General features: G+C 44.4%; 24 protein-coding genes and 2 pseudogenes. 25 read left to right on the forward strand and 1 reads right to left on the reverse strand.

What is annotated here, in order from left to right:
• From HZY94_RS03450 to HZY94_RS03515, 14 genes are all read left to right on the forward strand, one after another.
• A partial coding sequence (locus tag HZY94_RS03450; RefSeq protein WP_179924934.1) for a transposase occupies nucleotides 1–170 on the forward strand: 170 nt, incomplete at its 5' end.
• A 320-nt stretch (nucleotides 171–490) separates the two neighbouring features.
• The gene (locus HZY94_RS03455) at nucleotides 491–2,095 is read left to right on the forward strand and encodes an ABC transporter ATP-binding protein (protein WP_179925025.1); all 1,605 of its coding nucleotides are present in this window, start codon (nucleotides 491–493) and stop codon (nucleotides 2,093–2,095) included.
• A 184-nt stretch (nucleotides 2,096–2,279) separates the two neighbouring features.
• A complete protein-coding gene (locus HZY94_RS03460; RefSeq protein ID WP_179925026.1) occupies nucleotides 2,280–2,927 on the forward strand; it encodes an HAD family hydrolase in 648 nt (215 codons plus the stop codon).
• 63 nt (nucleotides 2,928–2,990) lie between these two features.
• Entirely contained in the window at nucleotides 2,991–3,206 is a 216-nt protein-coding gene (locus HZY94_RS03465) for an acyl carrier protein (protein WP_179925027.1), read from the forward strand.
• Between the two features lie 252 nt (nucleotides 3,207–3,458).
• Nucleotides 3,459–4,700 (forward strand): hypothetical protein, encoded by a 1,242-nt coding sequence (locus tag HZY94_RS03470; protein ID WP_179925028.1) that lies wholly within the window; start codon nucleotides 3,459–3,461, stop codon nucleotides 4,698–4,700.
• A 6-nt stretch (nucleotides 4,701–4,706) separates the two neighbouring features.
• A complete protein-coding gene (locus HZY94_RS03475) occupies nucleotides 4,707–5,084 on the forward strand; it encodes a VOC family protein (protein WP_179925029.1) in 378 nt (125 codons plus the stop codon).
• The gene (locus tag HZY94_RS03480) at nucleotides 5,084–5,668 is read left to right on the forward strand and encodes a GNAT family N-acetyltransferase (protein ID WP_179925030.1); all 585 of its coding nucleotides are present in this window, start codon (nucleotides 5,084–5,086) and stop codon (nucleotides 5,666–5,668) included. Before HZY94_RS03475 ends, HZY94_RS03480 begins: the two co-directional genes overlap by 1 nt.
• Nucleotides 5,669–5,717: 49 nt before the next feature.
• The gene (locus HZY94_RS03485) at nucleotides 5,718–8,369 is read left to right on the forward strand and encodes a valine--tRNA ligase (RefSeq protein WP_179925031.1); all 2,652 of its coding nucleotides are present in this window, start codon (nucleotides 5,718–5,720) and stop codon (nucleotides 8,367–8,369) included.
• Nucleotides 8,370–8,476: 107 nt separating this feature from the next.
• Complete coding sequence (locus HZY94_RS03490; RefSeq protein WP_179925032.1) at nucleotides 8,477–8,833, forward strand: helix-turn-helix domain-containing protein; 357 nt, start codon at nucleotides 8,477–8,479, stop codon at nucleotides 8,831–8,833.
• A 143-nt stretch (nucleotides 8,834–8,976) separates the two neighbouring features.
• Complete coding sequence (gene rsmD / locus HZY94_RS03495) at nucleotides 8,977–9,519, forward strand: 16S rRNA (guanine(966)-N(2))-methyltransferase RsmD (RefSeq protein ID WP_179925033.1); 543 nt, start codon at nucleotides 8,977–8,979, stop codon at nucleotides 9,517–9,519.
• Nucleotides 9,506–9,997, forward strand: coding sequence for a pantetheine-phosphate adenylyltransferase (gene coaD / locus HZY94_RS03500; RefSeq protein WP_179925034.1), 492 nt, complete (start codon nucleotides 9,506–9,508; stop codon nucleotides 9,995–9,997). The genes rsmD and coaD overlap by 14 nt, the downstream gene beginning before the upstream one ends.
• On the forward strand, nucleotides 9,984–11,039 hold the full coding sequence (locus HZY94_RS03505; RefSeq protein ID WP_179925035.1) for a SepM family pheromone-processing serine protease: 1,056 nt from the start codon (nucleotides 9,984–9,986) through the stop codon (nucleotides 11,037–11,039). The genes coaD and HZY94_RS03505 overlap by 14 nt, the downstream gene beginning before the upstream one ends.
• 10 nt (nucleotides 11,040–11,049) lie before the next feature.
• Nucleotides 11,050–11,541 (forward strand): YutD family protein, encoded by a 492-nt coding sequence (locus HZY94_RS03510; protein WP_179925036.1) that lies wholly within the window; start codon nucleotides 11,050–11,052, stop codon nucleotides 11,539–11,541.
• Nucleotides 11,538–12,038 carry a VanZ family protein gene (locus HZY94_RS03515; RefSeq protein WP_179925037.1) on the forward strand — a complete coding sequence of 167 codons (501 nt, stop codon included), beginning with the start codon at nucleotides 11,538–11,540 and terminating at the stop codon, nucleotides 12,036–12,038. The genes HZY94_RS03510 and HZY94_RS03515 overlap by 4 nt, the downstream gene beginning before the upstream one ends.
• Here the strand turns inward: HZY94_RS03515 and HZY94_RS03520 are convergent.
• Complete coding sequence (locus HZY94_RS03520; protein WP_179925038.1) at nucleotides 12,003–12,659, reverse strand: prepilin peptidase; 657 nt, start codon at nucleotides 12,657–12,659, stop codon at nucleotides 12,003–12,005. The two genes, HZY94_RS03515 and HZY94_RS03520, sit on opposite strands and share 36 nt — an antisense overlap.
• A gap of 64 nt (nucleotides 12,660–12,723) precedes the next feature.
• On the opposite strand from HZY94_RS03520, the gene HZY94_RS03525 reads away from it, so the two are divergent.
• The 11 genes and pseudogenes from HZY94_RS03525 to HZY94_RS03575 all read left to right on the forward strand — a co-directional run bounded on the left by HZY94_RS03525 (nucleotide 12,724) and on the right by HZY94_RS03575 (nucleotide 24,200).
• Nucleotides 12,724–12,948, forward strand: coding sequence for a YqgQ family protein (locus HZY94_RS03525; RefSeq protein ID WP_179923559.1), 225 nt, complete (start codon nucleotides 12,724–12,726; stop codon nucleotides 12,946–12,948).
• The gene (locus HZY94_RS03530) at nucleotides 12,945–13,325 is read left to right on the forward strand and encodes a rhodanese-like domain-containing protein (protein WP_179925039.1); all 381 of its coding nucleotides are present in this window, start codon (nucleotides 12,945–12,947) and stop codon (nucleotides 13,323–13,325) included. Before HZY94_RS03525 ends, HZY94_RS03530 begins: the two co-directional genes overlap by 4 nt.
• Before the next feature lie 246 nt (nucleotides 13,326–13,571).
• Nucleotides 13,572–15,419 carry a translational GTPase TypA gene (typA, locus tag HZY94_RS03535; RefSeq protein ID WP_179925040.1) on the forward strand — a complete coding sequence of 616 codons (1,848 nt, stop codon included), beginning with the start codon at nucleotides 13,572–13,574 and terminating at the stop codon, nucleotides 15,417–15,419.
• 24 nt (nucleotides 15,420–15,443) lie between these two features.
• A complete protein-coding gene (locus HZY94_RS03540) occupies nucleotides 15,444–15,752 on the forward strand; it encodes a DUF3165 family protein (protein WP_179923557.1) in 309 nt (102 codons plus the stop codon).
• A 145-nt stretch (nucleotides 15,753–15,897) separates the two neighbouring features.
• Nucleotides 15,898–16,991: pseudogene (locus HZY94_RS03545) on the forward strand (RNA-guided endonuclease InsQ/TnpB family protein).
• Nucleotides 16,992–17,183: 192 nt separating this feature from the next.
• Nucleotides 17,184–18,539: a UDP-N-acetylmuramoyl-L-alanine--D-glutamate ligase gene (gene murD / locus HZY94_RS03550; protein WP_179925041.1), complete on the forward strand. Its 1,356-nt coding sequence runs from the start codon at nucleotides 17,184–17,186 to the stop codon at nucleotides 18,537–18,539.
• Entirely contained in the window at nucleotides 18,536–19,609 is a 1,074-nt protein-coding gene (locus tag HZY94_RS03555) for a UDP-N-acetylglucosamine--N-acetylmuramyl-(pentapeptide) pyrophosphoryl-undecaprenol N-acetylglucosamine transferase (protein ID WP_179925042.1), read from the forward strand. The genes murD and HZY94_RS03555 overlap by 4 nt, the downstream gene beginning before the upstream one ends.
• Nucleotides 19,609–20,748 carry a cell division protein FtsQ/DivIB gene (locus HZY94_RS03560; protein ID WP_179925043.1) on the forward strand — a complete coding sequence of 380 codons (1,140 nt, stop codon included), beginning with the start codon at nucleotides 19,609–19,611 and terminating at the stop codon, nucleotides 20,746–20,748. The genes HZY94_RS03555 and HZY94_RS03560 overlap by 1 nt, the downstream gene beginning before the upstream one ends.
• 110 nt (nucleotides 20,749–20,858) lie before the next feature.
• Nucleotides 20,859–22,250 carry a cell division protein FtsA gene (ftsA, locus tag HZY94_RS03565; RefSeq protein WP_179925044.1) on the forward strand — a complete coding sequence of 464 codons (1,392 nt, stop codon included), beginning with the start codon at nucleotides 20,859–20,861 and terminating at the stop codon, nucleotides 22,248–22,250.
• An 11-nt stretch (nucleotides 22,251–22,261) separates the two neighbouring features.
• Nucleotides 22,262–23,237, forward strand: a pseudogene (ftsZ, locus tag HZY94_RS03570) (cell division protein FtsZ); the annotation flags it as partial.
• 288 nt (nucleotides 23,238–23,525) lie between these two features.
• The gene (locus HZY94_RS03575; RefSeq protein WP_179925046.1) at nucleotides 23,526–24,200 is read left to right on the forward strand and encodes a YggS family pyridoxal phosphate-dependent enzyme; all 675 of its coding nucleotides are present in this window, start codon (nucleotides 23,526–23,528) and stop codon (nucleotides 24,198–24,200) included.
• The last annotated feature ends 5 nt before the right edge of the window (nucleotides 24,201–24,205 follow it).

The following is a 24,205-nucleotide window of genomic DNA, read 5'->3' on the forward strand; positions in this document are numbered from 1 at the left end:
GTCGGATTTTCGCACAACGAAAAGTTGATGTGGAACCTGTCTTTGGACAGATAAAGGCTTGTTTAGGTTACAAACGTTGTAATCTACGAGGAAAACGACAAGTAAAAATTGACATGGGATTGGTTCTTATGGCCAATAACCTCCTCAAATATGGGAAGAGGAGTACCTAAAAAGAAAAGGAGAGACTCATTTCAACGAATGAATCTCTCCTTTTTATACTTTACGGGACTTTTTGTCCTAAGCTCCTCCCACCCCCGCAAGGCTGATTAGGCTCTCTTCCGAGCTTGAAAAGCGAACGAAGAGGCCAATCAGCTACTGCGTCAAAGGCAATTTGTTATCCAAAGTCAAAGAGGCTAGACTTTTGTCCCAGCCTCGTATTCTTGCCTTCTTAAAAAAATTGGAAAACCTCTTGTAATCTGGTGATGAGGTGTTATAGTAATGTTATAAATTGGTAGAGAATTTTTTAAGCTGCATAAGTGGAGGGATTTTGATGGAGCAATTTTCCAGATATTATAAAAAGACGTTTTACTTTCAACTAGTCTTGTCACTGCTAAGTGCGGTTGTGACAGTAGTTATTCCTTTGCTGGAAGCAGAATTGATTAATGGACTGGTTTATAAGAAAATTAATGACTATTTTTTCTTGATTGCAGCTTGTGCCATACTTGCGTTTTTCTTTAAATTATTTCTTTCTTATTTTATAGCTCGAAATGAACATGTGGGTAGTAGTGTTGTGAAATTTTCGAGCTATACCGATTTACTTGAATTGATTTATGGAAAGAATAGTAAAGAATTGGTTGAGTATGATCGTCATTATTTAAATAGTCGGATTAATGCAGATTTAGAAAGTATTATTAATTTTCTAATTTTTACAACTCCCCAGGCTATTCAGTCCATGGTGACTATTCTTTTCACCCTTATTTTACTTAGTCTGCTTAATCCTAAGGTTTTGATTTTAGTCCTGCTTCTTTCCGTTATTTATATTATGATCTATCTAGCCAATAAGAATTCCATGTATGCTTTGTTTGATAAAATACGAGAAGAAGATAGTCTCTATGAAGCTCGGAAGAGTCAAATTTTTCAAAGGTTATTTACGACAAAAATGTTAAGTCTTGAAAAATTAGAGATCCGTCGTTTATCATCTGACTACAAAAATTTACTAGTGGATATCAAGAAAATGTTTAACAAGCGCTACTTGGCATCAACTAGTCAGATTATCTTGGCCTTTCTTTTCCAGTTGCTGTACTTTTGGTTAGGGGGAATGGATATTGTTAATGGCTTGTTATCCATTGGGATATTTACGGCAACGATTCAATATTTTAATGGGATTATCAATAGCCTGGATACTTTTTTTGATTTGGGGATACAGGTGCAAGAATATTCTAGTGCTAAAAGAAGGATTGGGGCTCTCATATCTCTACCAGAAGAGATTGAGGGCGAACAGACAGTTGAGTCTATTGATTCAGTTGAGTTAAGAGATTTTAATATTATTCATAGTCAAACCCAGGAGCAGATGTATCAGCAGAATTTGAATGTACAGTTGACAAAAGGATCTATTTATCATCTGAAAGGAAGAAATGGGATTGGGAAAACAAGCTTGGTCAAGGTCCTTGTGGGTCTAAAACTCAATGACTATGAAGGAGCTATCCTGTTTAACGGGATCTCTTTGGACTCCTTGAATACCTCTCAGTTACGCCAGGAATGGATTTCTTTTAATGTGCATACCCATTATGCAGCTGATTTAAAAATCTCCGATGTATTGTCCACTTATTTTACTTTTGATCCTGACAGGCTAGAAAAACAAACTCCCGAATGGTCTATTTATCAAATGTTCATCAAAGGTTCTTCTGAAAATTTGTTAGAGAGCAAGATAGAGACATTGTCGGATGGAAAAAGACAATTACTAAATCTCCTGATCACGCTTCTAAAACCAAAAGCGGAATTGATTATTTTAGACGAACCATTTTCCAATATTGAAAGCTCCCTCCATTCGGAACTACTGGATATTTTATCTTTGATTGCTAAAGATAAAATCATTGTGCTGATTTCTCATGAAGACAGCTTGAATAAAATCAGACATGAGATCTCCTTAGTTTAAATAGTTAGAAATCGAGGATTTGATTCAGTAGGCTGCTGAATCAAGTCCTTTTCAATTCCTCTTGTTCTGAAATAATACGCTTTCATTGTCAACTGGTATTGTGACTGGTATTGGATGATGGTAGGATAGAGTATGAGAATTTTCGTATTATTTTCGGAAAATATTACATAGAGGGAGAGTGTCGATGTCTTTTCAGGCTGTGATTTTTGATATGGATGGTGTATTGGTGGATACGGAGCATTTTTACTACAAGCGCCGGGAGACTTACTTAGCCAGTCAGGGGATTTCGATTGATCATTTGCCCCCAGCTTACTTTATTGGTGGAAATATGAAGCAGGTCTGGGAGAATATCTTAGGAGATTCCTATGACAAGTTTGATGTACCCCGCTTGCAGGCAGATTATGTGGCCTATAAGGAAAAGAATCCGCTTCCTTACCGTCAGCTGGCCTTTCCGCAAGTATCTCATGTTTTGCAGGGGCTAAAGGAAAAGGGCTATGCCCTTGGATTGGCATCGAGTTCTGTCAAAAAAGATATTGAACGAGCCTTGGCGGAATTGGAAATTACATCGTATTTCGATGTTGTTTTATCAGGGGAAGAGTTTGCAGAATCGAAACCTCATCCAGAGATTTATCAGGCTGCTTGTCGGGAACTACAGGTAGAGCCTCAAAAGACTTTAATCATTGAAGACAGTGAAAAGGGGATTCAGGCAGGTGTTCATGCGGGAGCTGAGGTCTGGGCGATTCGGGACTACCGTTTTGGTCTGGATCAAAGCCGTGCTAGCCGAACCATTGACCACTTGGGGCAAATCCTACCGCTTTTGGAAGGCCAGTAATTTTTGCGGTTTGGGGGTTCTTATGGTATACTTTTTGTCATAAGATAGGAAATGAGGTAGCTTATGTCTACATTTGAAAAAATTCAAGCCATTATTGTCGAAGAATTGGAAGTGCAGTCAGATCAAGTGACGTTAGAATCTAGCTTTGATGATTTGGATGTTGATTCTTTGGATTTGTTCCAAGTCATTACGGCCATTGAAGATGAGTTTGGTGTTGAAATTGATGATGAGAAAAATTTAACAACGATTGCAGACTTGGTTGCATTTGTTGAACAATAAATAGCCTGATCAGGCTTGCTTTGTGCCGATTTCTATGATAGAATGGCACTGTTTAGAGGTATCTTGAGTTTATTTCCTTTCAGAGAGCGGTGGAGCTGAGAAATCCGCAGGAGATACAAGATTGGTTGCTAAATGATTTTTCAACAAGAAAAAATGAGGTGCGGGCCCAGCCCGAATCTGGGTGGTACCGCGGAGAATGCTTCGTCCCTGTCAAGGAATTGACAGGGATTTTTTGTCATAAAGGGGATAACTATGGCTAAAAAGAAAAAACAGAAGAAGTTGCTCAAACAGATGCGCCGGGACTATCAGCTGGAACAGGATGTATATAGGAATGGCTTTGAAGAGTTGAATTCTTTGGATCTAAGGGAATCCTTTCCCTTTCCTTCGGTGAATCCTTCTTTCCAAGAGTTAGACGAAGATTTAGAACTGGAGAATGCAGCTCGATTCTTAAAGGAATTGAAAAAAAGATCGACTAATCCAGAGTTGCAAGCTTCACTTGGGGAGAGTCTGGCTCTGGTTGAAGCCCTTGCGTTACCGAGTGGATCTGAAAAAATTCAAACTTTGGAAAAATTGAGCCAGCAATATCCTGAAAATTTTGAAATTCAGATGGCTTATATAGAAGCTACTATTGATGACTTCACTTACGACAGGATTTCCCTCTACAAGTCTTTTACAGATTTGATTTTGGATAGGCTTGACGAATCCCCCCTTCCTTCTTGGACGAACTCTAACAGCGAAGGGTATTTGCATGGACTAGCCTTATTGTTAGAAACTTACTTTGATTTTAGTTTGTGGACCTTAGCGGCGGAGATTCTAAGTATTTTAGATGAATTTTTACTCGAAAGGGATTGTCCAGAACATCTCCCTTATTTAGCGGCAGCTGTTTATTGCATGATTTATCAACCAGAACATGTATTTGACCTCTATGAAGAAAAATTAGCAGCTGGTATTTTTGATCCGGGGCTAAATCTCTATGCTGTGATTGTCAGCCTTGAAGAGTGGGATCTGGAAACTGCAACTACTCTCTTTAAAGAGTTAATGGAAAGAGATTCAGAATTTGCATCACCCCTAGCTTCTGAAAATTGGTTGCAAGATACGATCGAAGAAGCGATGACAGACTTTGAGGCTCCGTTTACCTTCGCCCTCTTTCCCTTACTAAGATTCTTAGCAGACAAAGAGATCATTACCAAAGAATTAACAAAAATGTATCGCAGCTTTGGGGGCAAGCAATCCTTTGAGCCGAAAAGTGAAGACGACTTATTCCAAGTACTCCTGAATTCAGACCCTGGATTTGCAAGAATGGCGCAGATGTTTCGTTCCCCAGCTCTTGAAGGTTTACAGCTTGATAGAAAAGGGCTGCTAGCAGCAGAGGGGCTCCTGAATTTTGAGGATTTTACCAGCTGGACTGAGAAGCAGGTTTTGGCGATTCGTGGGATTGGTCCAGCAACACTGCAACAACTCAAAGACAATGGGGTTGTTTTTAAAAAGGGGTAAGAAGTTGTGTTAAACCACATAGAGATTTACGTATCGGATTTAGAGGCTTCGCGTAGATTCTACACCTTTGCTCTCGGAAGATTGGGCTATGCACTTTACCAGGACTGGGAACAGGGCTTCTCCCTTAAGCAGCAAAACCAATACCTGGTATTTGTTCAAGCTCCTCAACATTTTCTCCATATGGGCTATCATCGGACACGAATCGGGCTCAATCATCTGGCCTTTGAGGTTGAGGAAGATTTGGCAGCCTTGCGGCAAGATTTGCTGGCCTTTGGGACGACGCTGTTGTATGAAGAGCGTTTTCTGGAGGCTGAAGATCCCCAGGCTCTTTACTGTCTGGATCCCGATGGGATTAAGTTGGAGTGGGTTCGGAAGGGGGAGTAATGAAAATTCTTGGTGAATTTGTCAATAACCAATTGCCGGATTTAGAAACGGAGCGTCTCTATTTGCGAGAGCGGCGAGTAGCAGATGCGGAAGCTATGTTTGCTTACGCCAGTCTGAAGGAAGTTGCTCTCAATGCTGGCTTTGCTCCGATGAAAAATTTGGAAGAAGAGGAAGCTTTTATTCGAGGGATTCCTGAACGAATGGCGCAACTTGGATTACCAGGAGGCTATGGAATTACCTTGAAAGGTGAGGATAAGATTATCGGATCGGTCGATTTTAATCGTCGCCACGGGGAGCTTGGGGATATCTATGAAATAGGCTACCTGCTTCATCCAGACTACTGGGGACAAGGGTTTGTGCCTGAGGCTGTTCGTGCTTTATGTTTTGCTGCTTTTACCCTGATTCCCAATCTCTATAAATTAGAAATTGCTTGTCATAGTCAAAATTCTCAGAGTCAAGCAGTCGCCTCAAAAGCGGGTTTTCATTTGGAAGCACGGTTACGGGGACGAGACTTTATGGATGGCCAAAGGCAGGATGAACTACGCTTTGGTTTATTGCGAAGTGAGTGGGAGCAGATTTCTTAAATTTTTAGAAATGTTCATTCATTTATTTATATCTTAAGAAAGGATGTTTATGTCAAAAGAATTATCACCAAAATACAATCCAGCCGAGGTTGAGGCTGGTCGTTATGCTAAATGGTTAGAGGCAGATGTTTTTAAGCCGTCAGGCGATGCTGAGGCTAAGCCTTATTCAATCGTTATCCCACCACCGAATGTAACTGGGAAACTGCACTTGGGTCATGCTTGGGATACTACGCTCCAGGATATCATTATCCGTCAAAAGCGGATGCAGGGCTATGATACCTTGTGGTTGCCAGGAATGGACCATGCGGGGATTGCAACTCAAGCTAAGGTTGAAGAGCGTTTGCGGGAGCAAGGTGTGACGCGTTATGATTTGGGGCGTGAGAAGTTCCTAGAAAAGGTTTGGGAATGGAAGGATGAATACGCGGCGACGATTAAGGATCAGTGGGGTAAAATGGGTCTCTCACTGGACTATAGTCGGGAGCGTTTTACCCTCGATGAGGGCTTGTCCAAGGCGGTTCGTAAGGTTTTTGTGGACTTGTATAAGAAGGGTTGGGTATACCGGGGTGAGTTTATCATCAACTGGGATCCGGCAGCTCGGACAGCCTTGTCAGATATTGAGGTTATCCATAAGGATGTGGAAGGGGCTTTCTACCACATGAACTACATGTTGGAAGATGGTTCGCGTGCCTTGCAGGTGGCAACTACACGTCCAGAGACCATGTTTGGAGATGTGGCTGTAGCGGTGAATCCGGAGGATCCGCGCTATAAGGATTTGATTGGTCAGAATGTTATTTTGCCGATCGTTAACAAGCCAATTCCAATTGTTGCGGATGAACACGCGGATCCAGAATTTGGAACGGGTGTCGTGAAGATTACACCGGCTCATGATCCAAATGACTTCTTGGTTGGTCAACGTCATGATTTGCCACAGGTTAATGTGATGAATGACGATGGAACCATGAATGAGCTGGCTGGTGAGTTTGCAGGTATGGATCGTTTTGAGGCTCGTCAGGCTGTTGTGGCTAAGCTAGAAGAGCTAGGTGCTCTGGTAGAGATTGAGAAACGGGTCCACTCTGTTGGTCATTCAGAGCGTTCTGGAGCGGTAGTTGAGCCTCGTTTGTCAACGCAGTGGTTTGTGAAAATGGACCAGTTGGCTCAAAATGCGATTGCTAATCAGGAGACCGCGGACAAGGTCGAGTTCTACCCTCCTCGTTTCAATGATACCTTCCTACAGTGGATGGAAAATGTGCATGACTGGGTTATTTCCCGGCAGCTCTGGTGGGGTCACCAGATTCCAGCTTGGTACAATGAAGCTGGTGAGATGTATGTTGGGGAAGAAGCTCCGGAGGGCGACGGTTGGGTTCAGGATGAGGATGTTTTGGATACTTGGTTTAGTTCTGCTCTTTGGCCATTCTCAACTATGGGCTGGCCAGATGAGAATTCTGCCGATTTCCAACGTTACTTCCCGACTTCAACCTTGGTCACTGGCTACGATATCATTTTCTTCTGGGTATCACGGATGATTTTCCAATCCCTTGAATTTACGGGTCGTCAGCCGTTCAAAAATGTCTTGATTCACGGTTTGATTCGCGATGCGGAAGGGCGTAAGATGTCCAAGTCCTTGGGCAATGGGATTGATCCGATGGATGTGATTGATCAGTATGGGGCGGATGCCTTGCGTTGGTTCTTGTCCAATGGTTCTGCACCTGGTCAAGATGTTCGCTTCTCTTATGAGAAAATGGATGCGTCTTGGAACTTTATCAATAAGATCTGGAATATCTCGCGTTACATTCTCATGAATAATGAAGGCTTGAGCTTGGAGGCAGCGCGTGAAAATGTTGCTCAGGTAGCCGCTGGTCAGGCCGGAAATGTAACGGATCGTTGGATTCTGCATAACCTCAATGAAACCATTGCCAAGGTAACCGATAACTTTGATAAGTTTGAATTTGGGGTTGCCGGTCATCTTCTCTATAACTTTATCTGGGAAGAATTTGCCAACTGGTATGTCGAGTTGACCAAAGAAGTTCTTTACAGTGACAATGAGGCTGAGAAAGTGATGACGCGGTCAGTTCTTCTCTATACCTTGGACCAGATTCTCCGTTTGCTTCACCCAATCATGCCATTTGTAACAGAAGAGATTTTTGCCCAGTATGCAGAAGGTTCGATTGTCCTAGCAGCTTACCCTGTTGTGAATCCTGCCTTTGAAAATGAAGCAGCCCATAAAGGGGTTGAAAGTCTTAAAGATTTGATTCGCTCCGTTCGTAATAGTCGGGCAGAGGTAAATGTAGCGCCATCGAAAGCCATTACGATTCTGATTAAGACATCGGATAGCCAGTTGGAAGAGTTTCTCAAGGCCAATGTAAACTACATTAAACGCTTTACAAATCCAGAACAGCTCGAGATTTCCTCAAGCCTACTTGCCCCAGAATTGGCGATGTCAGCCGTGATTACGGGGGCGGAAATCTTCTTGCCATTGGCAGATTTGCTCAATGTTGAAGAAGAATTGGCGCGTCTGGACAAGGAGTTGGCTAAATGGCAGAAGGAATTGGATATGGTTGGGAAGAAACTCAGCAATGAACGCTTTGTAGCCAATGCCAAGCCTGAAGTGGTTCAGAAAGAAAAAGAAAAACAAGCAGATTATCAAGCCAAATATGATGCAACAGTTGCTCGGATTGACGAGATGAAAAAGTTGGTTCAATAATCGTGAAAATCTAGGTCGGGACAGTCGTCTCGGCCTTTTTTATCTTGAATTTATCCCTAAAAATTTATATAATGATTATATAAGAAATATAAAAAGGGGATATGGTTATGAAAGTGAGTTGTTACGGACAAGCCTTTCGTAAGATTCGCAAGGAACGGAAGGTTTCTTTGAAGGAAGCTGCTGCAGATATCATCAGTCCACAATTACTTAGTCAATTTGAATTGGGTAAGAAAAATGTGTCGCTTACAAATTTTGATCAGCTGCTGGAATCGATTGGCGTCAGCTTACTTGAGTTTGCGCAGGCCCTGGAATTAGAAAAACAATTAGACTTAGAACATGAAAAAAGTCTGAAAATTCGGGGGGGGGGGTATTTTCAGAGACTCATCCCCAATATCCTGAGCGCATCCCCAAAATGGCTATCTGAGTCCGTTTTGGAAAATCAGAGCAGCTCTTTCCTTCACTAACAAGGAGGGGAGATTTAGGGCTAAGTTGATAGAGGATCAGATATTTGAGCTGCTTAGTCGGGAATCGGAGCAGGTTCCGGTTTTCTAGACCAGGGGACAAATTTTTAATCAAGAAACAGGGGAGACTGTGCTATAATACTGACATGAGAGTAGTAGCAGGAAAATATGGTGGGCGACCACTGAAGACCCTAGCCGGGTCAACTACCCGGCCAACAACAGATAAGGTCAAAGGGGCCATTTTCAATATGATTGGTCCCTATTTTGATGGCGGTCAGGTCCTAGACCTGTATGCCGGTTCTGGTTCCCTGGCTATCGAAGCCATTTCACGGGGCATGGATCAGGCGGTTTTAGTTGAAAAAGACCGTCGTGCTCAGGCGATTGTTCAGGCCAATATTGAGATGACCAAGGAGACTACCCGTTTTCGGTTGATGAAAATGGAAGCCAAACGAGCTCTGGCTCAGCTGACGCAAGCTTTTGATCTGGTGCTCTTGGATCCTCCTTATGCCAAGGAGACGATTGTCGAAACGATCCTAGACTTAGAGCAAGGTGGACTCTTAGCTCCGGGGGCGCTGATTGTCTGTGAGACAGACAAGGAGGTCGAGCTTCCGGATTCGATTGGGGCCAGCCGCAAGTGGAAGGAAAAAATTTACGGGATTTCAAAGGTGACGATTTATGACATTGACTAGGGGTTTATACGCAGGTTCTTTTGATCCTCTGACCAAGGGGCATCTGGATATTATTGAACGAGCTGCTGATTTGGTAAATACGCTCTATGTGGGCCTTTTTGTCAATTCGCAGAAACAGGGCTTGTTTACAATGGAGGAGCGAATTCAAATTCTTCAAGAGTCCTTGAGGGATTTGCCCAATGTCAGAATTATTCTAGCTGAGGATCAGTTGCTGGCTGATGTCGCTCGGGAGCTAGAGGTAGATGTTCTTTTTCGGGGTTTGCGCAATCCGGAAGATTTTGCCTATGAGGCTAATATGGACTACTTTAATCGTCAGTTGACGGGGGGCTTGGAGACCCTGTATTTGATGGCGCAGCCGTCTCTGGCTCCGATTAATTCTAGTCGTATCCGGGAGTTAATCCATTTTAAAGGGGATATCTCAGACTACGTACCGATTCCAGTGCTTGGAATAGTGTTGAAAAAATATGAAAACGAATAAACATTTAAAAAAACTCTGGCTAGTGCCCCTAGTACTGGTGGGCTTATTGATTGTTTCTTTCTGGATTCCTCTGCCTTATTACATTGAGGTTCCAGGCGGCTCAGAAGATATTCGTTCAGTCTTGCGGGTCAATAAGAAAGAAGACCAGGCGGATGGGGAATACCAGTTTGTAACTATTGGAGTAATTCGGGCTAATCTACCCCTAATGATCTATGCCGGTTTAACCCCATACACCGATATTATCCCTGCTGCGGATTTAACGGGTGGAGCGAGTGATGAGGAGTACCAACGGATCAACCAGTTTTATATGCAAACCTCGCAAAATTTTGCCAAGTATCAAGGTTTGACCAAGGCTAAGAAAGAAATTGAGATGAAATTCTTGGGAGTTTATGTCTTAAGCCTGGCTGAAGATTCGACCTTTAAAGACATTCTCCATTTGGGAGATACGGTCACAGGGGTTAATGGTAAAACCTTTAAGAATTCGCAGGAACTGATTGAGTATGTTGGCAATTTGAAAATCGGCGATGAAGTCAGCGTTGAATTTGAGGACCAAGGGGACAAACGATCTGAAAAAGGGAAGATTATCAAGCTAGAAAACGGGAAGAATGGAATCGGGATCGGTTTGATTGACCGAACAGAAGTTCAAAGTGATATCCCAATTGAATTCTCAACCGAGGGAATCGGTGGTCCCAGTGCTGGCTTGATGTTCTCCTTGACGATTTATAGCCAATTGGCAGATCCTGATTTGCGGGATGGACGGATTATTGCTGGTACCGGAACCATTAGTGAAGATGGTAAGGTTGGTGAAATTGGCGGGGCTGACAAGAAGGTGGTCGCTTCTCACGAAGCCGGTGCGGATATCTTCTTTGTCCCAGACAATCCCCTCAGTGAAGAGGAGAAAAAAGCCAATCCCAAAGCTAAATCTAATGCTGAAGAAGCCCAAGAAACTGCTAAAAAATTGGGAACATCTATGAAAATTGTTCCTGTTAAAACCTTAGATGAGGCCATTCAGTATTTGAAAGACACGCGCGGAAAAGAATGAGGAGAAACTGATGCGTAAAGACATTGATCCGGAACTCTATAATTACAATCGCTTTCCGGGGCCGCAGTTTAAACGGCTGGGGGACCGGGTTGAAGCGGATGACTTTGTTTTCACCCTCTTAACGGATTATCGGGAGGCTTTTAATCCGGAAGTGTTCAGTCAACGATTTTCGCACTTGCTTTTGAAGTTTGATTATATTGTGGGAGATTGGAGTAACGACCAGTTGCGGCTGAAAGGTTTTTATCGGGATAAGCGAGCTAATCAGAGTTGGTCCAAGTTTTCGCGTTTGGAAGAATATTTAGTGGAGTATTGCAATTTTGGAGCGGCCTATTTTATTTTGGAGAATGCCCATCCGACTTATCCTTCCAAGCCCTTTAAACCGAAGAAAAAGGTCCGTGAGTGGCGGGATCGACGTTCGCAGCATAAGGAAGAGTTTCAGCGTCCTCGTAAGCAAAGCACCAATCGCCATTTCTCCATTCGGAAGAAACAGGAGAGCCGATGAGGGGATTGAGAGATTGCTGGAGGTCCAGACGTTTTTGGCACTGGGAAATTCTCCTCTACACGCTTGTCATTGTGGTTGTTTGCTTTAGCCCCCAGGTTTCGAATCCAGCCTTGCCGACTCCTGGTGTCTTTTATCAAGGGCGGCTGGCCTTTCTGCTAGTCCCCTTCAATAGCCTTTGGAACTTGGGCCAAGCAACCAGTCTGCTACATGCCGTGAAGATTGTCTTTCAGAATGTCCTAAACATATTTTTACTCTATCCCCTGGTTTTGGGTTTGTTGATGGTCAAACCGTCTCTACGCTCTGTTCAAGTGGTGCTTCTGCTCGGGTTTGCCCTGTCCCTGTCGATTGAGTTGACGCAATTGCTGCTGGACTATCTCTGGAATTTTAACCGCGTTTTTGAACTGGATGATTTGTTGACCAACACCTTTGGGGCTTACCTAGCCTATCGGACCTACCTGTTTTTAGAAAAAAGAAAAATGGTGTCCGATGAGCCATAGTAGGCTGGCACGATGCAAAAAGGGAAGAAAGGGCAAGGCTCCCTTTCTTTTTTTGTACCAAAAAGTTAGCAAGGCTTGGCAGCAAGCTAGTTGAAGAATTATCAGCAAGACTTTTAAGGGAAGAAGGAGGGCTAGGCTGGCCATGTAGGTCCAGTCACCTGCTCCAATCCCGATAGGGGCAAAATAGCAGACCAGGGCGAGTAAGAGAAAGACTGGCGAGAGTTGCCAACCAGTTATGAAGGTGAGCGCAGCATGGGGGACCAGCCAAAAGCAGATTGGAAAGGAGCAGGAAGTCCGGTCGAAGTGGCTGAGCATGAGGCTCATAAAGAGAAAGATGAGCCAGGGGGAGGACAGCCAAGACTGAAGCCAAGCGTAGGCGATGAGTCCTCCTTGAATTTCGTTCGTGAGGCTGGCTAAGGGAATCGGTGCCTGGCAGCTACGGCAGGATCCCCCAAGCTTGATATAGGAAAGGATAGGGACCAGATCCCACCAGGCTAAGGCTTGCTGGCAAGTGCTACAGTGGCTAGGCGGATAGAGGATGGAGGCTGGGTAACGATCAGCCCAGGCAGTTAGGAAAGAGGCCAGGCTCGCTCCCAGCATGAAGATTAAAAGGTTTGTCATACCTCTTTATTCGAAAATCAAATCCAAACTTGCTCGGGGTCTGAATTTATAGTAGACTAAGCCTATGAAAAATTTTTATGATGTTCAGCAATTTTTAAAGGGCTATGGGCTTATTATCTATATGGGCAAACGACTCTACGATATTGAATTGGCCCAGATAGAGTTGGAGCGACTCTATGATGCGGGAATCATGGACCGTTTGGACTATATCCAAGCCCAATTGATTTTGAAAAAAGAACATCAGGAAGAATTAGCCTATCTTGAACAAAAGGAGAAAAAGGAAAAATGATTGGTTTCTTAATCGTATTGGTCGGTTTCTTGGCTTGGATGGGATTTAACTACTGGCGCTTGCGGCGTGCAGTAACCCTGGTCGAAAATGGGGAATTTGCCGCTATGATGCGGGGTGGGCAAGTGATTGATGTGCGCGAGCCGGCAGCCTTTCGGGCCAAGCATATCTTGGGTGCTCGCAATATCCCTGCCAATCAAATCAAGGTTAGTCTAGCGGCCTTGTCTAAAGATAAGCCAATTTTACTGTATGATAATAACCGCGGTCCTTCTGTGACCAATACCGTTTTTTATCTGCGGAAGCAAGGTTACCGAAATTTGTACTTATTGGCCGGAGGCCTTGATACTTGGAATGGGAAAGTCAAAGAAAATACGGATTAAGTTTTCGATTCCCTGGTTTTTATGATTTTTTATTTCGGCTGGAAGAGGTTTCTCAAATCTTTTTCGGCCGATTTTTTTGAAAGTTGCTAGGAAAACCCTTTCTTAATGGGCATGGCTTGTCACTGTTTTTTATTTCATGTATAATGTTTTGGACAATACTTGCTTAAAATCGACTGCTCTGGGCTAAAGTTTACTTGTGCAGGCTGGGATTTTGAGGGGTATAAACTATAGAGATTTGAGGAAATCATGTCAACATTAAGAGAAGATATCCGTAACGTCGCAATTATTGCCCACGTTGACCACGGAAAAACAACCCTGGTGGATGAGTTATTAAAGCAGTCAGAGACCTTGGATGCACGGACTGAATTGTCTGAGCGAGCTATGGACTCGAATGACCTTGAAAAAGAGCGTGGAATCACAATCTTGGCCAAAAATACAGCTGTTGCCTATGACGGTGTCCGGATTAACATCATGGATACTCCAGGACACGCGGACTTTGGTGGAGAAGTTGAGCGGATCATGAAAATGGTCGATGGGGTTGTTTTGGTAGTCGATGCCTACGAAGGAACCATGCCCCAAACCCGTTTTGTTTTGAAAAAAGCTTTGGAACAAAACTTGACTCCAATTGTGGTTGTTAATAAAATCGATAAGCCATCTGCGCGTCCAGCTGAAGTCGTTGATGAGGTCTTGGAGCTCTTTATCGAGTTGGGTGCGGATGATGACCAATTGGAATTCCCAGTGGTTTATGCATCGGCGATTAACGGAACTTCTTCCTTGTCTGACGATCCAGCCGATCAGGAAAAAACAATGGCGCCGATCTTTGATACCATCATCGATCATATTCCTGCCCCAGTTGACAATTCGGACGAGCCTCTACAGTTCCAAGTGTCCTTGTTGGATTACAACGATTTCGTTGGTCGGATTGGAATTGGTCGTGTATTCCGTGGTCAAATCAAGGTGGGTGACCAGGTTACTCTTTCTAAACTGGATGGAACTACGAAAAACTTCCGTGTTACCAAACTTTTTGGTTTCTTTGGATTGGAGCGTCGTGAAATCACCGAAGCTAAAGCCGGTGATTTGATTGCGGTATCTGGTATGGAAGACATCTTTGTCGGTGAAACGATTACACCGGTTGACGCAGTTGAGCCTCTACCAGTTCTACGCATTGATGAGCCAACCTTGCAAATGACCTTCTTGGTGAATAACTCACCATTTGCAGGTCGTGAAGGCAAATGGGTCACTTCTCGCAAAGTGGAAGAGCGTCTATTAGCAGAGTTACAAACGGATGTCTCTCTCCGTGTCGACCCAACTGACTCACCAGATAAATGGATTGTCTCTGGTCGTGGAGAATTGCATTTGTCAATCTTGATTGAAACCATGCGTCGTGAAGGGTATGAGTTGCAAGTATCTCGTCCAGAAGTTATCATCAAAGACATTGATGGTGTCAAGATGGAACCATTTGAGCGCGTGCAAATTGATACTCCAGAAGAGTACCAAGGATCTGTTATCCAAAGCTTGTCCGAGCGTAAGGGTGAGATGTTGGATATGATTGCGACTGGAAATGCTCAAACACGTCTCGTATTCTTGGTACCAGCCCGTGGTTTGATCGGTTATTCAACGGAATTCCTATCCATGACTCGTGGTTACGGAATCATGAACCATACCTTCGACCAATACCTTCCTGCCATTGCCGGTGAGATTGGTGGCCGTCACCGTGGTGCCCTTGTTTCGATTGATGCTGGTAAGGCAACAACTTACTCCATTATGTCAATCGAAGAGCGGGGAACAATCTTTGTCAACCCAGGTACTGAGGTTTATGAGGGAATGATTATTGGGGAAAATTCACGTGAGAACGACTTGACTGTGAACATCACCAAGGCTAAGCAGATGACCAACGTCCGTTCGGCTACCAAAGACCAAACCTCTGTTATCAAAACACCACGTATTCTGACCCTGGAAGAATCCTTGGAGTTCTTGAACGATGATGAATACATGGAAGTAACCCCAGAATCCATCCGCCTACGGAAACAGATTTTGAATAAGGGTGAGCGGGAAAAAGCCAACAAGAAAAAGAAATTAGCGGCGGCTGACTAAGCTCTTTAGGAGGAGTTCAAAAATATGCTTTACATCATCATTATTATTTTGATCCTGCTATTTTATATTTTTGTCGCTCCTTCAACCATTAAGGGAACCTTCAATATTGTCAGCTTGGTGCTTTTCGGAGTTTTGCTGATGATTTTGTTGGGTGTGGGAATTGTACAGTTTTTCCGGATTCCAAGGGAAATTTTTGTCTGGGCGGGCATGCTGGCCCTGGCCTACTTCTCCCTGAAGGATCTGCGGCGCTTGCAAATTAAGGGAGGTGGCAAACCTCCGATTCCCATCCCGAAAATTAACTGGGATAAAGTTTTTCCTAGAAACTCAAAATAGTTTTTTCCCCAAGTTGTATGAGAGCTTGGGGGTTTTTTTGGTCTGAAAATGGTAAAATAGAGATTGTATTAAGGAGCTAATTCGTTGAAAGGCGGTCTCAATGGTCATCCGAACTCAAAAGGTACGACTTTATCCTAATCAGACTATGAAGAAGGTTTTAGATGACTTGTGCGATTATCGCAGGTATTGTTGGAACCAAGGGCTGGCTTTGTGGAATGATCTGTATGATGCTTCCTTGATTTTGGAAGATCAAGAACTCTGCGCTAATGAACGTAAGGTTCGCAATGAGCTAGTCGCCAATATCAACTGTCAGCCCGGTGTTTGCAGTTAGCCATCTCCGACTTAGGTAAGGCTTGGAAAAACTTTTTCGACCCTGCCCTTCCTGACTGGGGTAAACCTCGCTTTAAATCTAAAAAAACTTCTAGACAAGGTTTTAAGACGGACAGGGCTAGAATTGTAGATGGGAAGTTACGGCTAGATAAACCAAGAGGAATCAAGACTTGGTATGACCTGAAATTCAGAGGTGCTAAGGATTTGAGTGGAGATTTAAAAACCGTCTCAATCTACTGTGAAAAGGGCAAATATTGGGCGAGTTTACCTTTTGAGGTAGAAATTGACAAGAGAGATACAACTGCTAAGCATACAGCCGTTGACCTTAATGTTGGGTATTTCAACTATACAGAGGGTGAAATCTCTGTTCTACCCAAGAAACTAAAGATAATTTATGAGCGTATTAAGTTTTATCAAAGACAGCTGGTTAGAAAACATGTTGTAAATGGGAACAAGGCGACCCAATCCAAGAATTACGCTAAGGCGAGAGCCAAGTTACAGCGTGACTATCGGAAGGTCGCAGCCATTCAGAACAACATTCTTCATGAATTTACAACAGAACTAGTGACTGACTTTGATAAAATTGTCATCGAAGATTTAAACGTCAAAGCTATGCAGATGTCTCATGTTGCATCCAAGGGCTTGCATCGTTCTATGTTTGGGCGGTTCAGACAGATCTTAACCTATAAGGCTGATTGGTACGGTAAGGAGATTATCCTAGCTGATAAACATTATCCAAGCCCGCAACGTTGTTCCGCATGCGGGCACATCAAGACAGGTGAGGATAAAATCGGTCTAGCAGGTAATGCGAAACATGGAACCAAGCACCATGAATACATTTGTTATGAATGTGGCTTTGTGGGAGACCGGGATGAAAACGCAGTTGCCAATCTTTTGGCCTTAATTTAAAAGAATCAGGAGTGGGTTACACCCTCAGGCTATCAGAGTTAGTCACTGTCATGACCCTCTTGTAGGATATGAGAATACTAATGATGACCGTAGTAAATAAAATGACGAAAGGAAGTCTATATATTCTTTCTCAAATGTGGTTAAATCCGATAGATGACTACATTTGGTTATATTTTATATAGCAGCGCGTAGATGACACCAGTAAATGAATTTAACGGAAAAAAAGTAGTTGTACTTGGACTAGCACGGTCAGGTAGAGCAGTGGCTCTTTTGTTGGAGCAACTGGGAGCCCAGGTGACTGTTAATGAAGGCCAGGCGCTGGAAGATAGCCCACAGGCTCAAGAATTGCTGGCCCAAGGCTTTCGTGTAGTTGCAGGAGGTCATCCTGTTGAACTGCTGGACGAAGGTTTTGATCTGATGGTCAAAAATCCGGGGATTCCTTATAGCCATCCCATGGTAGTTAAGGCCAAGGAGCTTGGCTTACCGATTTGGACGGAGGTAGAAGTGGCTTACCGCGTCTACCCACATTCGATGATTGGGATTACAGGTTCAAATGGTAAAACAACGACAACCATGATGGTTGCTGCCATTTTAGAAGCAGCTGAGCGTCAGCCGGTTTTAGCGGGGAACATTGGTTTTCCGGCCTCAGAAGTTTTGCCGCAAGTGACGGCTGATCAGCAAGTTGTGATGGAGTTGTCCAGCTTTCAGTTGATGGGGGTAGAGGCCTTCCATCCTCATATTGCTGTGATTAATAATATTTTACCGAGTCATTTGGACTACCATGAGTCCTTTGCAGAGTACCGCGATGCCAAGTGGGCGATTCAGGCGCAGATGACGGCGGATGATTTCCTCATTTTGAATTGGAATCAAGCCCTTAGCCAGGAACTGGCCCAGGAGACTCAGGCCCAGGTTCTTGCCTTTTCGACCCAAGAAAAAGTAAATGGAGCCTATCTGGAAGATGGCTATTTGGTCTATCAGGGTGAGCGTGTGATGCCGGCTGCCCAACTAGGGGTTCCGGGGGAGCATAATATTGAGAACGCCTTGGCGGCGATTCTGGTTGTGAAGCAATTGGGCGTTGATAATGAAGCCATCCAGCGGGCCTTGGCAGCTTTTTCTGGGGTCAAGCATCGTTTGCAAGAAGTGGCTGAGATTGAAGGTGTGCGCTTTTACAATGACAGCAAGTCTACCAATATTTTAGCGACTCAAAAAGCCCTATCTGGCTTTGAGAATTCCCAGGTGATTTTGATTGCTGGTGGTCTTGATCGGGGCAATGATTTGAGTGAGTTGCTGCCGGATATTCAAGGCTTGAAGGCCATGGTTATTTTGGGCGAAGTAGCTCCTCGTTTGGCAGCTTTAGCTCAAGAAGCAGGGGTTGCAAGCTACCCTGCTTCAGAAGTGGCGGCGGCAACCAAGCAAGCTTTTGAGCTAGCCCAAAAAGGGGATGTTGTCCTCTTCAGCCCAGCAAATGCCAGCTGGGACATGTATAAGAATTTTGAAGAACGTGGAGAGGTCTTTTTAGCAGCAGTGAAGGAGTTGGAAGAAGCATGAAAAAAATTGTCTTTACAGGAGGGGGAACAGTTGGTCATGTGACCCTGAATCTGCTCCTTATTCCCAAGTTTATTGCCAATGGTTGGGAGGTTCATTATATCGGTGATCGTAAGGGAATCGAATATGAACAATTAGAAAAAAGTGGTCTGCCGGTTCACTTCCATTCCATTGCCACAGGTAAATTACGCCGTTATTTTTCCTGGCAGAACCTCTGGGATGTTTTTAAAGTTGCTTGGGGGACTTTACAATCCTTCTTCTACCTGTTGAAGATTCATCCCCAGGTCCTCTTTTCAAAAGGGGGCTTTGTATCGGTGCCACCAGTGATGGCGGCTAAGGTATTGGGGATTCCTGTTTATATCCACGAATCAGACTTGACCATGGGCTTGGCCAATAAAATTGCCTATAAGTTTTCCAAACGCCTCTTTTCCACCTTCCAGTTGGAAGGGGACTATAGCCGGGTGGAGCATGTTGGGGCGATTTCCAAGTTAGAGAAGGGCCACCACCAATTGTCAAATGAAATGCAGGAGATGGCAGCGGAATTGTTTGATCCAGCAAAACAGACCCTGCTCTTTATCGGAGGATCTGGCGGGGCCAAAGTGTTTAATGATTTTGTGGATCAGAATCGTCAAGCCCTCTTAGAGCGGTATAACCTGATCAATCTGACGGGCGATAAAAAGCTCGAGGAGTCATCACCGGGGCTTTATCGCCTGGCCTTTGCGCGTGAGACCTACCGTGACCTAATGGAATTGGCAGACATTGTCATTACCCGGGGTGGATCCAATACGCTTTTTGAACTGGTAGCCTTGGAGAAGCTCCATGTGATTGTTCCTTTGGGCAAAGAAGCCAGTCGGGGTGATCAATTGGAAAATGCGGCTTATTTTGAGAAGAAAGGCTATGCACCGACGATCCAGGAACCGGATTTGACCTTGGACAGGTTGGAAACAACGATTGGTCAATTGCAAGAGCAAGCGGAAGCCTTCCAAGATGCCATGGCCCAAAGTGTGGATTTGATCAGTCTGGACGCCTTTTACCAGGTTCTGATGAGGGAAATTGAAAAAGGAGGCCGCTAATGTCTGATGAAGATAAAAAAGAGGCCCAGCATCGTGAAGAATGGGAAAGGAGAAGTCGGGAATACCAGGCCTCTCAAGAAGCAGAGCGGATTCGCCAGGAGCATGAACGGCAGCGAAATATTGTCCAACGCCTGGGCCGCATTGTTGATCCGGATGCTCAGGAAATCCTTGAAGAAGAACAAAAGGTCCAATCCATTGCTCGCCAACAACTAGAAGAGTCAATCGAAGCGGTGCAAGCGGAGGTGCCCGATAAACAGGCGGCTAGAATCCAAAAGCGCCAAGCCCAGCAAGCCAAACGCCAGGTGAAACAGGCCAAGCGCCAGGCTAAAAAAATCCAACGCCAAGAGCGCCGGGACAGTGGCAAGAAGGCGCGGCGGCATCTGATTCGTTTAATTCCAGTCTTTTTCTTCTTTACGGTTTTGACCATGGCGTCAGCCTACTTCATTAGTCCCTATGGCAAGCTCAAGGAATTTCAGGTGTTAGGCAATGAGCACCAAACGGATGAAGCGATTGTGGCAGCGACTAAGGTGGATGTCCGCGATTATACGCTGACAGTGTTACAGAATCGCAAGGCCTATGAAAAACGAATCCAGAAAGCCAGTCCTTGGATTCGCCAGGTATCCATTAGTTACCAGTTTCCAACCACTTTCCCAATCCAAGTTGAAGAGTATGCGATTGTGGCCTACCAAACAGAGAAGGACAAGGTTTTTCCAATTTTGGCTAATGGAAAAATGGTTCAAGAAGACTTGGCAATAAGTGATCTGCCTAGCAGTGCGGTGAGGGTGCAGTTAAAAGACGAAGATCTCTATCCGATTTTAAGTGAGCAATTGTTACAGTTAGACGCAGACATTCGTGACAACATTCAGGAAATGAAGTCGACGGCGACTAAGGCGTCTACAGATTTGGTGACCCTCAGCATGCGGGATGGGAACCAGGTTTTGATCCCGCTTTCTGAATTAAGTCGTAAATTAATCTATTATCCTTCGATTGCAAAAGATATCAAGGAACCTTCGCTGATTGATATGGAGGCAGGGGCCTTTGCCTATCCGCTAGGTGTTGATGGGAAATTAGAGGGGGCAAGTAGCTCAGAAGCAGGAGCTAATCAAAGCCAGATCACCGCATCTGTAACCCAAAATTAATAGAAAAAATCTTTTATTTTCGCGTATTTGTGTTATAATGTACGGTGATTAGCACGCTTAAAAGTGTTTCATGTTTATTGAAGATTGTATGAGAAGAGAGGAAGTATGTAATGGCTAGAGATGGCTTCTTTACAGGATTAGATATTGGGACCAGCTCCATCAAGGTGCTGGTGGCCGAATATATTAATGAAGAAATGAATGTCATTGGTGTCAGTAATGCAAAAAGCGCTGGTGTCAAAGATGGTATCATAGTCGACATCGAAACTGCTGCCACTGCCATCAAGAAGGCCATTAATCAGGCTGAAGAGAAGGCGGGCATTTCGATTACAACCGTGAATGTCGGTTTACCTGCAAGTCTATTGCAAATTGAACCAACTCAGGGGATGATTCCAGTCACCAATGAAACCAAGGAAATCACGGATATGGATGTGGTGAGTGTAGTGGAGTCTGCTGTAACCAAGAGCATGAATCCTGACCGTGAGGTGATTACCTTTGTTCCTGAGGAATTTATTGTCGATGGTTTCCAAGGAATTCGGGACCCACGTGGGATGATGGGAACCCGCTTAGAGATGCGGGGGTTATTGTATACAGGACCTCGGACTATTCTTCACAATCTTCGGAAAACCGTTGAACGTGCAGGTCTGAAACTAGACAATGTGGTGATTTCGCCCCTATCGATGACCAAATCGGTTCTTAATGAAGGGGAACGAGAATTTGGGACCATTGTGATTGATATGGGTGGTGGCCAAACGACAGTTGCAGCCGTTAAAAACCAGGAATTGCAATTCACCCATATTTATCAAGAGGGTGGCGAGTATGTGACTAAGGATATTTCCAAGGTTTTACGGACCTCACAAGCGACTGCTGAAGGCCTCAAACTCAACTATGGGGAAGCTTATCCAGCTCTAGCGAGCGCCCAAGATAGTTTCCAAGTTGAGGTAATTGGGGAAGTTGAACCAGTAGAAGTGACAGAACAATACTTGTCTGAGATTATCTCAGCTCGCGTTCGCCACATTTTGGAACAAATTAAGCAAAACTTAGAAAGACGTCATCTCCTTGATTTACCAGGTGGGATTGTCATTGTTGGTGGGGGTGCCATTTTGCCGGGTATTGTCGAATTGGCCCAAGAAATTTTTGAAGTCCCTGTAAAACTATTTGTTCCCAACCAAATCGGAATTCGCAATCCAGCCTTTGCCCATGTTATTTCGTTAGCAGAATATGCTGGAAATATGACAGAGGTTGATCAGTTGGCACAAGCTGCGGTTCATGGGGAGTTTGCAAGACCACAACAACCGGTCGTGGCCTTTCGCCCACAACCAAGCGTTACACCTGTTCAACCAGTGGCGAAACCCCAAGTGAATCCTGAACCAGTCCAACCAGCTCAACCGACCCCAGCTGTTCAACCACTTCCTGAACCTGAGTTAGAACCAGAAGCTGAAGCAGGAACTAGTCCGAAGTTGGGTGATCGGGTTCGTGGACTGTTAAATTCAATGTTTGATTAAGGAGAAAAAAGATGTCATTTTCATTTGACGCAGCTGCGGCGCAAGGCGCAGTTATTAAAGTAATTGGTGTCGGCGGTGGTGGTGGTAATGCCATTAACCGTATGATTGATGAAGGAGTTGCTGGTGTCGAATTTATTGCAGCCAATACAGATGTTCAAGCGCTCAGTAGCTCAAAGGCTGAAACAGTCATTCAATTAGGACCAAAATTGACTCGTGGCTTGGGTGCTGGAGGACAGCCTGAAGTTGGCCGTCAAGCAGCTCTTGAAAGCGAAGAAGTTCTGAATGAGGCTCTTTCTGGTTCAGATATGGTCTTTATCACTGCTGGGATGGGAGGCGGTTCCGGAACTGGTGCTGCACCTGAGATTGCACGGATTTCAAAATCATTGGGAGCTTTGACAGTGGGTGTTGTCACTCGTCCATTTGGTTTTGAAGGGACGAAGCGTAGCAATTTTGCGGTGGAAGGTATCAACCAGTTGCGGGAGCATGTCGACACCCTCTTGATTATTTCCAACAACAACTTGTTAGAAATTGTTGACAAAAAGACTCCTTTGATGGAAGCCCTCAGTGAAGCCGATAATGTGCTTCGTCAAGGTGTTCAAGGAATTACTGATCTGATTACCAATCCAGGTTTGATCAACCTTGATTTTGCGGATGTCAAAACCGTTATGGCTAATAAGGGTAATGCCCTTATGGGAATTGGTATTGGTACTGGTGAAGAGCGTGTCATGGAAGCCGCTCGTAAGGCAATTTATTCTCCACTTTTGGAAACAACCATTGATGGTGCTGAAGATGTGATTGTAAATGTCACAGGTGGTATGGATATGGCCTTGACAGAAGCAGAAGAAGCTTCTGAAATTGTGAACCAGGCAGCCGGTCATGGCGTAAATATCTGGTTGGGAACCTCCATCGATCCAAATATGGAAGGTGAAATCCGTGTAACTGTTGTGGCAACAGGTGTTCGTGAAGATAAGGTTGAAAAAGTTGCCAACATGGGCAACCGTCAGGCACGTCCAGAAGCAGCGCCAAGCCAACCGATTCCAGGTCAATTTGATCGCAATTATGACATGGCTGAGCCAGTTGAGATGCCAACGGTTACTCGTCCTCGTCATAACGATGGAACAACCATTTCACCATTTGGAAACTGGGATCTCCGTCGGGATCAAATCACCCGTCAACCGGAAGCTCCAGCGGGATCAAGCGTGGAACGTTATCAAGATCATTCTGACTCAGAGGATGACGAGCTAGAAACACCACCATTTTTCCGGAACCGTTAACATGACCTTTCACGATCAAGCCCAGCTTGTAAAAAAAGAGGTGGCTCAGGCGCTTGCGCAGGGGTCGCAAGCAGCCGAAAAGTGTGATATTATAGCTGTTACAAAATATGTTGATGCTAGAACTACACGAAAGCTTGTTGAGGAAACGGGTTTTCACCATTTAGGTGAAAACCGCGTACCTCAATTTCTTGCTAAAAAGGAGGAGTTGGAAGATCTACCGATTCGCTGGCATTTTATTGGCAGTCTGCAAAGGCGAAAAGTCAAAGATGTCATTAATCAGATTGATTATTTCCATGCTTTGGATTCCATCTCTTTAGCAAGAGAAATTCAAAAGCGAGCGGATCAGCCAATTGCTTGCTTTTTACAGGTTAACCTTTCTCGTGAAGAAAGCAAACACGGTTTTTTCCTAGAAGATGTTGATCAGGCTTTAGAAGAAATAGCTGATTTAGACAAGATTCGCTTGATTGGTTTGATGACCATGGCGCCCGCAGATGCAAGCCCATCGGAAATTGAAGACCTCTTTAGTCGAACCCGTGTCTTACAAGAAGCATTAGCAGAAAGAAATATCCCTGACATGCCCTTTACTGAATTGAGTATGGGAATGTCCTCAGACTATCAGTTAGCGGTAGAACAGGGAGCCACTTTCGTTCGAATTGGCAGCCTTCTTTTTGAATAAGCAAC

Source organism: Streptococcus danieliae (genome assembly GCF_013415245.1).
In the GTDB taxonomy this organism is placed as follows: domain Bacteria; phylum Bacillota; class Bacilli; order Lactobacillales; family Streptococcaceae; genus Streptococcus; species Streptococcus danieliae_A.